The following is a 13,660-nucleotide window of genomic DNA, read 5'->3' on the forward strand; positions in this document are numbered from 1 at the left end:
ATAAAGTGCAAAATTAGAATGGGTGTCTTTGTTATTCCAGTGAAATGGTCTTCGCCACATAAAAAAGCACGGCGAACACAACGTGAAATACAGTGATAATATTTTGTATCGACCAAACTTACTTGGCGCTTTCTTGCGATTGCCATGTAACACCCTGCTTGTTTTTTGCACTAAATAAAGCCTAGTACTTCGTTTCATAAAGTGCAAAATTAGAATGGGTGTCTTTGTTATTCCCAATAGAGTGTCAAAAGTAAAAAAGAAACTATTTATCAAAAAATAGTAACTAAAAATCATCGATAAGCTCATCCAACTCATCGATAAGCTCATTTAAAAAAATCTGCATTGTAAAACACCTCCTGAAACGTTAATAACTCAGGAGGCACTTATGCCAACCACCACAAACAAACGCGCATTATCAGAAATAGAAACAGCCGAGTATATCGGTATGAGTCGCTCTTTCTTACGTCAATCACGTATGGAAGGAAACCGCACTAATAGAACCCCTGCCCCGCCATTTATTAAAATTGGTCGCACTGTTCGTTATTTAAAAGATGATTTAGATAACTGGTTAAATAACTTTTGTCGCTTAGAGCATTTAGGCCAAAACCCTAACGGGGGTGATCATGCCTAAATTAACTAAAGAGCAAACTCGACTACTAATTTGGTTATCATTAGAAAATACCTATTTCGAAATTTGCCGTGAAATTGGTTATTCATATAGGCAAAAGCACGGCCTACATACTTACGTTAATAAGCATGGCCAGCCGTTTAAATTTGATATTCGTTCTCTTGGAAAACTAGTTAACGAAGAACTGGTAACAAGTGAAATAATTTATCATTTTGGCGTTAAATATGAACATTACTTTTTAACCAAAAAAGGTCGTGATTTTGTATTTGCTTACGCTAGCCCCAAATAGCCAATGAGTGCTTTTAGAGAAACATTAATTGCAAAAGCGATTAATGAACAAGACGATATTTTAACGCCGTATTTAGCATTAGTTGATAGGTACGATGCGGCGTTTTTAACGAAAAAATTAGCGCCATTTTCCAATAAAATTAAAAGTACAATTTTAACTGATGCTTTTAATAAACCTAACAACTTCGAGCGCAACCGTCATGTTTTAGATACAACAAATAAGCTTTATAAACTTTTACCTAAAAAACTCGCTCACCTCTTTTTTTGCTTTGATGATGACATTAACAATATAGCGAAAGAGTGTGCAAACTATTGCCGCCAAATTGCCATTAACCCCGAAAAAGTTAACTTTCTATACTATCAAGCTAAAAACAAACAGCGAAATGATAGCGAACTAGAGCGAACCGTTTCGCATGAGTTTCGTAGTAATGAAATGATTGATAGTGAAACCAAAAGCGTAAATTCCGCTGTGTTTCGCTCTGCTAATACCGAAATTGATAGCGAATTCGCTTATGCCAAGCAAAAAGCGCTTTTTGATTTTTTATCAAACTACGCAATTAAGTTTGGTGTTTCGCCTATAGAGCCTAAAAACAACATTAAAATATCAGGCTGTATAAAACGCTATATTGATAATCGTTGGTGGCTACGAAAGTTTCGTAAACTCATTACTCAAGCAAACGAAAAAGCAGCCCTGCATTTAAATTTCGTAAACAGGAAAAGAGAAATTTATGCGAGCAACATAACAACTCAAAATCGCATTACTCAGCGCCAACGAAATGACGAACTGCTTAGTTCAACTTACATACTTAACGAACAAGGCCAGCGCTATTCGTTAAAAGAAATATCCGACCTAAATGTATCAAACCCTAAAATACGAAAAGATGAATTATTATGTCGTGCACGAGGCTTTGAAGACCTAGCTAAAGAGCTAGGACATGAAGCACTTTTTATTACGGTTACGTGCCCTTCTAAATACCATCGTGCTTTTTCAAAATCGGGAGCTGCTAACCCCAAGTGGGAAGGTTTTATGCCTGATGAAGCCAATAGCTATTTAAATCACCAGTGGCAAAAAGCCCGTGCAGAGTTTAAACGTCAAAATATTGCGCCTTATGGTTTTCGTGTAGCAGAGCCACAACATGATGGTACACCGCATTGGCATATGCTGTTTTTTATTGAGAGCGAAAAGCTAGAAGCATTAAAAGCAATTATTCGTCATTATGCGTTAGAAGTTGATGGTGACGAAAAAGGCGCAGCGGAAAATCGTTGTGACTTTAAACAAATAGACCCTAACAAAGGCTCTGCAACTGGCTATATTTTAAAATACATAGCGAAAAATATAGATGGTGAAGGTGTAGGCGAAGATAAATTTGGTAACGATTCGCTGCTTGTAGCACAACGTATTGATGCGTGGGCTTCTTGCTGGTGTATTCGTCAGTTTCAACAAATTGGCGGTGCCAGTGTATCTGTATGGCGCGAATTAAGACGTTTACGTTCTGTATTTAATGATAAAAAAGACAGCCTATTGGAGCAAGCTCGCTTTGCTGCTGATAACAGCGATTGGAAAGGCTATATACTCGCTATGGGCGGTTTGCACACAAAACTAAAGGATAGACCTATCAAATTGCATTACGATTTAAACATCGTTGAGGAAACTGGCGAGTGTTTGCAAAGCTATTACGATGGTGAACTCACACTCAAAGTAAAAGGCTTGTGGTTCGCTGGTAAAGCTATAATCACAAGGCACTATTCGTGGAGGGTAGAAAAAGCTTAACAAAATTATTTTAAGTAACTAAAGCCCTATTATGAGCTTTAGCTACCAAGTCATACTCAAAGCATTGTTTTGATGCTTGTACAGACAACCTAAAGCTAAAACATGAGCTTTAGGTGGTTCAAATACCCTACTCAACTTCTAAAATAACCTTTAGCTATCTTCTTGCCAGAATGGCAAGAAAGCTCTTACTTGGAGTTCTGTAAATAACTGTACGAATCATTTTTTTAAAAATTATTTATGCTGCTTGGTATGAATTCTAACGCCACTATCCTCTATCTTAAAACTAGAGATATAATTTTCAGAATCCAATAACTGCGCAAGTTCTTTATCAAGCGCTGTATTTCCAATCTTTGGCTTTTTTCCATATAAGCTTATATTACAATAAGGTTCATCCAAATTATTCAGAATGTCAAAAACCTCATCTTCGTCCCACCTATCAAAAAGCATGCAGATTAGACTTAACGAGGTTTCAATACTTCGACTCCCGTAAGTTACCCACGTTAAAATTTCAGGATTAATTTGATCTACTTTGCAGTTACCTGTAAAAATTAATTCAGCAATTTCTATCGCCAGATCTTTATCATCCTCATCAAACACGCTCAACTCATAAAGCAAATCGATTTTATACTTAATTGCTACTTTGGCTTTTAATAAACTAGCTATAAGATCTTCACTAACATCAATTTCTTCCTCAAGCTCCATGAAAGAATCAATATTGTTAATTACAAACGTAGTTATAAATGAAAAATTTAATATTTCTTCATAAGTATCAATATTGAATGCAACAATTTTAGAATCAACGAGAAGCTTTATTTTTGAATCTGATAAGTGAGCTGGGAACACTGTTGTTTGTAATGGGAAATTTGATATCAACTTTTCATAACTTTCATTAGATAACTGTTCAGCAGGAAGTATTAAGTCCATAATTTCATAGACTTCATCTTCATCCAAATCATCATTCCAATTTTCAAAACTAAGCCTATCAGCAAAGTAATTTGAATCTAAAAGCTCTATCAACTCGTTTTCATCAAAAGTTCTGTTTACTAAAAGTTGATGAATATTACTCCAAGATGGTGTCACTTTTAAATTTAGTGCCAACTCCTTCCAATAAGACCCATGGGTGTTTGTTATATCTACAATTTCAAAGTTCAAAGAGTCTATTAGATGAAATTTTTGATCATCAAGCAGGTTTGAGTTTTCTAATAAGTTTAAAACACTTTCTTCTGATTCATTTTTATTTATATCGAAATGGGGGAGCATTACTTGCTCATAATAGTCAGAAATATTATTTTCTATGTATTCTTTTACATCTAAAATAGGTGAATTTCTAATCGCTGTGTAATTTATAAGATTAAGCTCATTAAAATCATAACTGCCTGTTAAAATATATGCCAAATTACTTGCTGTAATTCTATAACAAGCATTTTCTTTTACGAAATCAAACCAAGGTTTATGGCCGCTCAAGCCAGAAATGTCTGAGACCTTCACACCGAGCAAATTGACTATCTCCATATCTATAGAATCACTAATTTGTGAATCAATTACTAAAGCTAGGTTTTCATTCAAAAACTCTGTCAATCGATTGTCGATATTCATATTAGAGGATATAAAGCTTTTATCTACATATTCAAATACGTTTATAATATGGTCAATGGATAGTTCTCTATCTAATGCATCAATTAGATAGGCTGGGTTGGATTTTGAAAAGCCATTTAAAAAGCTTTTAACATAAAGCCCTTTGGTAAAATAACTTTTAAAAAAGGTTTCAGTCTGATCTAAATGTTCGCTTATATAACCAAAAACTAGTTTTAATTCTCCTAGTGAGTTACTTTTAACTAAGTAGTCGATAAGGTTTATATTTAAAACATATTGTGTTGAAAAGTCTTCTCCTCTAAGCTCTGAACAAACTTCTCTTGGATTATCTATCTGATGAAATGAGTCTACTAAACTGTAGCTTCTGATTGCCATTATAAATGTATGGTCACTAAGTGTTTTTCGCCCTTCATAAAATTTAGAAATATATAAGTAATAACTTTCATCAAGATGTCCTTCAAACACCAAGTATCTTAATAGACCTAAGTTGCTTAGCTTTTCATTTTTATATAAATGTTCATCAAATATCTTAGGCTGATCCTTGAGTAACTCAGACAATTTAAATTGATTTATTTGGGAAGATAGGTTTCTTAACTCGCTAATTTCATTGTGTAAAATACTTCTTTTCCTATTTCCTTTATTTTCAATACTGAGTTTTCTTTCTTCAAAAGAGTTTTTAAATGCTAATTTTTTTTCAAAATCTGAAAATCGAACACTGAAGTAAGTGGAACTATTGTGTGTGTATAAAGTCTGTCTGTTAACGAATAAGCTCAAGAACTCTTCAACACTTGTTATTGATGAAAAGTGTCTAATTTGATTACTTTTTTGATATGCATAAGCATTGTTATTTTCTTTAGATAATTCTTTCAAATATATTGAGATCAATTCTTCATAACTTACTAACTCTTCAGCTTCTATCTCCTTAATACGAGCATCTAAATCAATAATTTTTAAATTAACATCTTTTTTTCTATCTTTAATTAGTTCATTTTTTTTATTACATAACGTTTTGAAAAAACCTTCACCATGATGTAATAACTAAAAATCATTTGGGTACATATTTTTAAATATAATAAGTGAAAATAACTTTATAGAATTATCATTATCAATCTTTAATAATTTATAATAAATTTCGAATTCATTAAAAATATTATGAATTAACCTCATATCGTCTAAATAATTAGATACATCGCGAAGAAACCTTGAACCTTTTATATCTTTATAAACATTTGAATCTATCTTATTCAAACGAGTATTTAAAATTTTATCTAACGAATTTTTTGAATTCACTATCGGTATAACTGGTATTATCAAATCAAAAAATTTAGCCCTATTTTTATGGACAAACATGTCGTCTTTGAGTGCGTATAGAAACTTTATTTCTCCAGTTGTTTTATCATTATCATTTATAAGTTTATTTATTTCTCTTAATTTAACAAAGATCTCTGGGCTTCCGAATCTGTCTAAGTCTTCGATTACTACTAAGTTGTATTTAGAAACTTGGAAAAAATATATTATTTCATCTAAATAACGGTTCAGAATTGAATTTTCCGTAACTTCACTAGTTTCTAATTCTAGATTTTTTAATGAAAGCTTTTTAAATGAAAAACCACTTTTGAGCTTTAAAAAGTCATAAAAAAGCAGAGTAGGTATAGCTGCCACATAAATTAAACAGAGCACTTCTAAAGAGAAAAACTCTGAATAAAAAAGTAAATTATTAATATCAATTGAAAATAAAAAAATAGAACTGATGAACCAAATAAAATATGTAAGAGAGATGAAAGCGGCTGTGCCTGATTGCATAGTTTTGATGCGTTTAAAACGAGAATGAATTAATTTACTTGAATCTGCACCATAGAACATTTGTTGAATAATGCTTCTTTCAATCGACCTATCTTGCTCTTCTTTTTGTGCTTTAGAGAGCTCTCTAGCCTCATCTTTGAACGAGGCTAGAGAAATATTTAATAGTCTGTAGATGCCTAAACTTTGCTTTTCATATGATTTTATTATGCTACTTTTACCTGAACCATATGGCCCTGTTAGAGCTATATTTTTAACATTTGGGTTTTTCATCCCCTGATCAATTGCCTCAAAATATGTATCGCAATCTTCAGCAGAGTCAGTAGGAGTTAAATCAACTAATTTTAAATTTGATGAAGATTCTAGTTTTTGTCTAGCTCTATTAGCTAACTTTAAAAAAAACTTTTCGATTTTCTCTAATGCTTTATTTTTAACTGAACTATCCATAGTAGAGCCTTAATTTTTATTGATTAAAATAAATCTACGGTAGGTGATATTAGTGCAAACATAGAGCCCATACAATTATATGAGTTGAAGATTATCCATTATATAAATAACTCGCCATGCTACACATGTGCTACACAGAAATTAAACAAGAAGGAAAAATATATGTAAGCTATTGATTTAATTGGTAGCCCCTGCAAGAATCGAACTTGCAACTGCCCCTTAGGAGGGGGCCGTTATATCCATTTAACTAAGAGGCCACAAATAAGCGTGTGCTTAGAGGTGTGAATTATAACGGTATCTGGTTTTTTATATCAAGCGACAACTGAACTTAATTGCTTGATAAGTATATATCTTCTTTATTTAGTACGTATAACGGTATTAATTTTCGGCTAGTGGCAACAACTTGCTTGGTGTCTATGTTAATAACACGCGCATTGACCGCAACCCCATTACGTCGATAAATTAAAGTACCTGCAAGTACGTGGCTGGCCATTTGGTCTTCATTAAGTTTTGCTATATCACGCGATAAAACAAAGTCGCCACGGCTATTTACGTCTATGGTTTCTGTGGTTTTAAAATCAACAACACCATAACCAAATTTTTGTAATTGATGGATTAAGGTTTCAGATATTTGATTTCCAAGCTGATTTGTGTTGTTTAGTGTGGCATCTAAATTAACTAAGGTTGTAACCGCAATATTTAAATGCGCATTAGTATCATTACCTGATTCGAGGGTGTCGACTAGATCGAGGGCCATTTGCTCTACATAATTAACCAATGTTTGATGGTGGTTAAGGGGCATAAATTGTTGTGATGAATCGTATTCGTCATGTACATCTACTTTAGCCGACGACAGCATTTCCGGTGTTTGCTCATGCTGTGTGTTTACATCTACGCGGGTATTTGTGTTTTGTTGCTGTTGAGTAATATGTGTCATAGAACACCCAGCCAATGCTAGCATGCTAAAAGCGCTAAGCACGCTGTTTAATGTATAACGCATAATCACCTCACTCATCCGCTTGCTTAAGCATTATGCCATCAGTTCGGTAGCTGCTGTTAAGCGCATCAACAACTGACTGAGGAATAAAGCCTTGTGCACTGCCTACAACCGCTTTACTTTTCAAACCAACAATACGAGCATTTACTAATACCCCCCCTTGGTGGCTCACTAAGGTACCGGCTAGGACGTAGTTAAAATTTTGATCTTGATTTAACTCTAAATAGTCGCGACTAAATACAAAGTCACCCGCCGGTGTTACTCGCATAAAGTCGGTTGTTTTAAAATCAATGACCGGTATACCAAAACTATGCAGTTCGTGCATAAAGCTTTCTGATATCTGATTTCCTAATAAACTGCCATCGTTGTAGTTATCATCTAAAAATACAAAGCTTGAAACAGCAAGTGGTGTTTTATCATTTACGTACTGTAAGTTTTCGACCATGTCTTGCATTATGCCACGCACGTAATGGTTAATATTTTTACGCTTGGCGGGCATTGATTTAGTGTAGTTATTTTGCTCAACCAACCCAGACTGAAAAAGTTGATTATTTACAACAGGCGACGCAACTTCGCGTTGCTCACTTACAAGCATTACAGGGCTATTGCTTTGCGGTTCTTCTACTTGTTCTGACTCCATGCCATTAAACATTTGCGAACAGCCAAATCCCAATGGCAAACATAATGTAATTAGTAGGTTTCTCATTTTGTGCTCCAAATTAGTATTCGCTGCGGTATAAAAGGCCGTCGCGCTGCTGAATTTTTTCATTTCCCCACATTACATTAATAGGGATCTCGGTACTGCCTGCTGATAAAACTTGTTTGCTGTTTATATTAACTAGTCGCGCATTTACTATATATGCATGCTGCTGACGAGTCACAGTACCGGTAACTATTAAGTCAATTTTTTGACGTTCACGTAATTTATTTAAATCGCGACTTAGTACATTATCGGCATTACTCGATAATGTTATATTATTGTCTAATCTATACTCTACCGTATGGTAACCAAGCTGGGTCATTTGGGTTAATAGACTTTCTTGGATTTGCTGGCTAAGCCCTGAAGCTTGCTCTGTCATTAACTTGGTGTCGAGCCCATCAGCAAAATAAAAGCTACTTACACCAATGCGGGAATTACGACTTAACGGCTCTTTTAAATGACTAAGCTGCACTGTTAGCGTATTTACATAATCATTAACTGTGTAAGGTGCCATAGCCGCTTTAGGAGCGTGTGTGCTTATACTTGGCGCTGGTTGCGGTATCAAACTGCAAGCGGCTAAGTTAACTAATAATAGGGGTAATAAAAGGCGCATAATTGCCATCCTCTTTCAAATATAAAAAAGATAAAGCAATTATTATGCCTAAAAGATTTTTTAATTATTTTGCTAGTTAACCTACACCAATGCTTAACCTAAACCCGATTAACATGCCTACCTCAACTATTTGTTTAAACTATAGTTTAATGGGTTTATCTGTGTAACTACTTACTATGCAATCGAGTTTATAAAGTTTAAATACTTCGCAATCTGCTTTGGCGTTATTTAACTTTTGATATGAACCCAGTTTTAAGCGGTAAAATGTTTTATCGTTAATACGGATTTGCTCTACGTTAGTCTCTATTTTTTTTCTAAACAATGGAGCTGCCTGTATGTTCAGGTTTTGCCATACTTTTTTTAAGCTTGGCTCAGAGCTAACTGATGCCACTTGTAATGAAAATGAATGCTTAAGCGTATTTAATTTTACAGCCCGTTTTTTACTGTAGCTATGTTTAGGCGCTTTCGAAAGCACCTTTATGGTATGAGCAGCTGTAGGATTGCGTGTATCAGCACGAGTATAACGTTGGTTGGATTGCGTTATCGCTTTAGTGTTAATAATGTCGATATGGTCAACTAAATAAGTGATCTCTTTTTCGAGCCTTAAAATACGCTCAAGGCCCGCTCTAGCTTGTTGCCATTGCATTGCTGCATCTTTTAACTGAGCAAGCTCTAAGGCTGTGATTGACACATATTCTGGTAAATTACTTGGTTTTTCTAACTGGTTTACTTCTGACGTAGAAGCACAGGCAGTACAAAATACAAACGTTAAAAGACTCAGAATTATATTTTTATTATTATTTTTATGTTTAAACATGTATTCGTTATCCTGAAAGCAGTGTAATTACACTTACATTTCAGCTAAACATTCTTATAAATTATACCAATTCGCTTGATTAAACATTATTGCAAGTTGGTACTAAGCGTTTAACTTTAAATAGGCCATGGGAACAACTCATTTCAGCTTTAATTGTGTTTTAAAAAACAATTAATGCGGGTCCCTTTATCCTTAAGAAAACATTTAATACAAATTTAGTGCCAGTTAACAAAAAAACAACAATATAACTTAAAAACCGCGCATTTAAACATATTCAATCCTTAAAATAACAACAGCTTTTGAGTTACTGTATTTTTAGATACTACGTTTGCAACAGTGTATTTAACCCAAAATTTCGATAATAACTTCATCCCCAAAAGCTATTGACGCGTAAATTCGCCTTGTTTTCACTGAAAACCTCTGGCTAGAGAAAATAAATTTAAATATCACCATAATTCAATATGTTAGTATATCTCTTAACCAGAGCTCTGGTTAAACATTAAAAAAGGCGCCATGTTGGCGCCTTTTTATTATTAACGTTATCTTTTAAATTAAATCAACGCTTTAATAAATGCTTTTAATTCATCTGCAAATTCATCACGGCGTAGTGCAAATTCAATAGTTGCTTTTAAATAACCAACTTTACTTCCACAATCGTGGCTACGGCCTTTTATAGCGTATGCATCTACTTTTTCGTGTTCCATTAGCATCGCAATTGCATCTGTTAATTGAATCTCATCGCCTGCCCCTTGCGGAGTTTTTGCAAGTAAAGGCCATATGTTTTCACTTAACACGTAACGACCCACTACCGCTAAGTTTGATGGTGCTTCATCTACAGGTGGTTTTTCTACCATATTTATAATTGGCGAGCTTTCGCCCTGTTTTAACTCAACGTCACCTAAATCAACTACACCAAATTGGTTTACTTGTGCCATTGGTACTGGCTCTACCATAATTTGGCTGTGCTTGGTTTCGTTAAAGTGTGCGATCATTTCTGCTAAGTTATCTTTTTTAAGATCGCTCTCTACATCATCAATAATTACGTCTGGTAAAATAACTACAAATGGTTCGTTACCAATAATCGGTGCCGCGCAGCTAATAGCATGCCCTAGGCCTTTGGCTTCACCTTGGCGTACGTGAATAATGGTTACGTCTTTAGGGCAAATAGCTTGCACTTCGGCAAGTAATTGCCGCTTAACACGCTTCTCTAAAGTAGCTTCTAGTTCAAAACTGGTGTCAAAGTGATTTTCGATTGAGTTTTTACTTGAATGCGTTACAAGCACTATCTCTTTAATACCGGCAGCAACTGCTTCATTAACTACGTATTGAATTAAAGGACGGTCTACCACTGGCAGCATTTCTTTAGGAATTGCTTTTGTTGCTGGTAACATCCGAGTACCAAGGCCCGCTACGGGGATCACTGCTTTCATTATGTTTTCCTTAATCTTTTATTATACTGAAAATGGATATTGAATCGCTTCGTGGCATTGATAGCCTGTTACTTCGAAATCGTCTCGTGTTACCCACGTTTCTATGTCTTCTAACGATTTAATTTTTGGATTAATTTTTAATTGAGGCGATGCAAATGGCTGACGTGTTAACTGCACATCTCGCATCAACTCAAGTTGGTTTTCATAAATGTGTGCATTGGCAATTTTATGGTATGCCTTACCCGCTTTATGGCCAGTAATTTGAGCTACTAACGCCAATAATACAAAGCATTGTATTTGATTAAAGTTCAAGCCAAGCGGCACATCACAGCTGCGCTGATAAGACGTTAAATATAAGGTATCGCCAAGCAACGAAAAGGTGTGCGTATGCATACACGGGCGCAAACAACCAAGCTCAAATTCGCCTGGGTTATAAAACGTGATTATCTCACCACGGTCATCAATGCCATTTTTTAAGTTATTAATAACTTTAGCGAGCTGATCAAGTGTTGAACCATCTGGGCGTTGCCAACCACGCCCTTGTACGCCGTAAACGCGTCCCATGTCGTCCTCACCTTTACGGTTAGGATTATTAAGCCATGCGTTATTATCGTTCGCATTAGCATCCCATGTTTTACAGCCAATATCACGAAACTGCCCAGCACTGTCGTAACCACGTAAGTAACCTAGTAATTCAGCAATCGCTGCTTTGTAGTAACTTTTTCGTGTGGTGATCATCGGAAACTGATTATTAGCTACATCGTATTCTAAATCAGCATTAATTACAGTTAAACAACGCGTGCCTGTACGTTTGTTTTCTACCCACTGCCCTTCGTCAACAATACGCTGACATAACTTTAAATATTGTTTCATGTTTTTTGTATTATGCCTTAGCTGTTGTAACGTGTTGTGGTTGCTTATAAGCCCAAATTAATAACCCTAATCCGCCTACTATCATAGGAAGCGAAAGTATTTGCCCCATTGAAATAAAGTCGGCAAATAAACCGAGTTGTGCATCTGGTTGGCGGAAGTATTCAATACAGAACCTAAACACGCCATAACCTAATAAAAACACACCGGCAACGCTGCCTGCCGGACGAGGCTTTTTAATAAACCATTGCAAGATTAAAAAAAGCACTAAGCCTTCAAAAAATGCTTCGTATAATTGCGATGGGTGACGCGCAAGCGGCCCGCCCGTTGGAAATACCATTGCCCATGGCACGTCGGTAACTCGGCCCCATAACTCACCGTTTATAAAGTTACCAATACGTCCGGCTAAAAGCCCTACAGGAACCAATGGTGCAACAAAGTCGCCTACTTGAAGAAGCGATTTTTTGCGCGTCCACGAAAAAATTGCGACGGCGGTTATAACGCCAAGTGTTCCACCATGAAACGACATGCCGCCCTGATCTATTCTAAATAAATACAGTGGGTTTTCTATAAAGTAACTAAACTGGTAAAACAATACGTAGCCAATACGCCCGCCTAGTATTACCCCTAACATGCCGTAAAACAGTAAATCGCTAACTTGATCTTTAGTCCAACCAGAGTTTGGTTTTGACGCTTGACGATTTGCAAACCACATCGCAAATGCAAAACCTATTAAATACATTAAGCCGTACCAACGTACGCTAAGTGGCCCAACTGAAAAAATTATTGGATCGATTTGAGGAAACTCAAGTGCCATAAAAATAAACCTTTAGCTAAAAACCATTTTAATTGCGATAACTACAAGCAGCACCGCGAAAACTTTCTTAATTGTATTAACAGGTAAATAATGAGTTGCTTTAGCACCAATAGGTGCAACAAACCACGACGTTAATACAATACCAAATAACGCAGGAAGATACACAAATCCTGCAAAACCATGTTCTAAATCAGTCACGTGCCAGCCGGCACTGACATAGCCAACAGAGCCAAATAATGCAATAACAATTCCGCAGGCTGCGGCACAACCAATTGCTTTTTTTATATCAACCGAAAAATAATTAAGCATAGGGACTATTAATGCGCCGCCACCAATACCTATTAAACCTGATAACCCGCCCATTATTGCCGAAATCCCGCCTAAAATAGGACCTGCTGGTAACGGTTTTTCTGACATTGGTTTATTACGAGTTGAGAGCACCATTCTCCCTGCTATAAATACAACACTTACAGAAAACACAGTGCGCAATATTTGCTCTGGAATAAGGCTAGCTGCAAAGCCGCTAATAAGCGCGCCTAAAGCCACACCCGACATAACCCAAGGCGCAATTGCCCAAGGCACATTATCATTTTTATGATGAGCCAACGCTGAAGAGGTGGAGGTAAATAAAATAGAAGCAAGTGACGTTGCAATAGCAATCACTAATACATGATCTGCTGAGGTTACATTAAATGACAGCAGTAACGCACTGAGTACAGGGACAATAATTAAACCGCCGCCAATGCCTAGTAAACCCGCTAAAAACCCGACAATACAGCCTAGTAGTGCGCAGCTTGCGACTAACAAACCTAAGTCATACATAGTAATCTCAAATACCCTTTGGAGACTTATATATTAAAGGATTATAAAACTAATAGCATCTTCGTAT

The 13,660-nt window shown here is 35.8% G+C and carries 13 protein-coding genes and 1 tRNA gene; 3 read left to right on the forward strand and 11 right to left on the reverse strand.

The features are described 5' to 3' along the window. The first annotated feature begins 385 nt into the window (after window positions 1-385). From LOS73_RS17050 to LOS73_RS17060, 3 genes are read left to right on the forward strand one after another with little or no spacing between them, the layout of a single operon-like run. Window positions 386-631, forward strand: coding sequence for a helix-turn-helix transcriptional regulator (locus LOS73_RS17050; protein ID WP_008170945.1), 246 nt, complete (start codon window positions 386-388; stop codon window positions 629-631). Continuing rightward, complete coding sequence (locus LOS73_RS17055; RefSeq protein WP_457934023.1) at window positions 624-917, forward strand: hypothetical protein; 294 nt, start codon at window positions 624-626, stop codon at window positions 915-917. The genes LOS73_RS17050 and LOS73_RS17055 overlap by 8 nt, the downstream gene beginning before the upstream one ends. A 3-nt stretch (window positions 918-920) precedes the next feature. Beyond that, complete coding sequence (locus tag LOS73_RS17060; RefSeq protein WP_457934024.1) at window positions 921-2,687, forward strand: replication endonuclease; 1,767 nt, start codon at window positions 921-923, stop codon at window positions 2,685-2,687. 231 nt (window positions 2,688-2,918) lie between these two features. Here LOS73_RS17060 and LOS73_RS17065 read toward each other — a convergent pair whose 3' ends face one another. From LOS73_RS17065 to LOS73_RS17115, 11 genes are all read right to left on the reverse strand, one after another. Further along, a complete protein-coding gene (locus LOS73_RS17065; RefSeq protein WP_457934025.1) occupies window positions 2,919-5,150 on the reverse strand; it encodes a hypothetical protein in 2,232 nt (743 codons plus the stop codon). A 168-nt stretch (window positions 5,151-5,318) separates the two neighbouring features. After that, complete coding sequence (locus tag LOS73_RS17070; protein WP_457934026.1) at window positions 5,319-6,527, reverse strand: YobI family P-loop NTPase; 1,209 nt, start codon at window positions 6,525-6,527, stop codon at window positions 5,319-5,321. A gap of 182 nt (window positions 6,528-6,709) precedes the next feature. After that, window positions 6,710-6,784: transfer RNA gene (locus LOS73_RS17075), tRNA-Arg, on the reverse strand. Between the two features lie 71 nt (window positions 6,785-6,855). Next, window positions 6,856-7,527: a FlgO family outer membrane protein gene (locus LOS73_RS17080; protein WP_007377505.1), complete on the reverse strand. Its 672-nt coding sequence runs from the start codon at window positions 7,525-7,527 to the stop codon at window positions 6,856-6,858. A 7-nt stretch (window positions 7,528-7,534) separates the two neighbouring features. Beyond that, complete coding sequence (locus LOS73_RS17085; RefSeq protein WP_007377506.1) at window positions 7,535-8,230, reverse strand: FlgO family outer membrane protein; 696 nt, start codon at window positions 8,228-8,230, stop codon at window positions 7,535-7,537. A gap of 13 nt (window positions 8,231-8,243) precedes the next feature. After that, window positions 8,244-8,837 carry a FlgO family outer membrane protein gene (locus tag LOS73_RS17090; protein ID WP_007377507.1) on the reverse strand — a complete coding sequence of 198 codons (594 nt, stop codon included), beginning with the start codon at window positions 8,835-8,837 and terminating at the stop codon, window positions 8,244-8,246. Between the two features lie 139 nt (window positions 8,838-8,976). Next, a complete protein-coding gene (locus LOS73_RS17095; RefSeq protein WP_457934027.1) occupies window positions 8,977-9,654 on the reverse strand; it encodes an SPOR domain-containing protein in 678 nt (225 codons plus the stop codon). 551 nt (window positions 9,655-10,205) lie between these two features. Beyond that, window positions 10,206-11,084: a UTP--glucose-1-phosphate uridylyltransferase GalU gene (galU, locus tag LOS73_RS17100; protein ID WP_033029018.1), complete on the reverse strand. Its 879-nt coding sequence runs from the start codon at window positions 11,082-11,084 to the stop codon at window positions 10,206-10,208. Window positions 11,085-11,105: 21 nt separating this feature from the next. Then, the gene (locus LOS73_RS17105) at window positions 11,106-11,957 is read right to left on the reverse strand and encodes a thymidylate synthase (protein WP_007377511.1); all 852 of its coding nucleotides are present in this window, start codon (window positions 11,955-11,957) and stop codon (window positions 11,106-11,108) included. Window positions 11,958-11,967: 10 nt separating this feature from the next. Continuing rightward, window positions 11,968-12,771 (reverse strand): prolipoprotein diacylglyceryl transferase, encoded by an 804-nt coding sequence (gene lgt, locus LOS73_RS17110; RefSeq protein ID WP_007377512.1) that lies wholly within the window; start codon window positions 12,769-12,771, stop codon window positions 11,968-11,970. A gap of 12 nt (window positions 12,772-12,783) precedes the next feature. After that, window positions 12,784-13,593 carry a sulfite exporter TauE/SafE family protein gene (locus tag LOS73_RS17115; protein ID WP_033029013.1) on the reverse strand — a complete coding sequence of 270 codons (810 nt, stop codon included), beginning with the start codon at window positions 13,591-13,593 and terminating at the stop codon, window positions 12,784-12,786. Window positions 13,594-13,660: the final 67 nt, after the last annotated feature.

It is taken from the genome of Pseudoalteromonas sp. SCSIO 43210 (genome assembly GCF_054133285.1).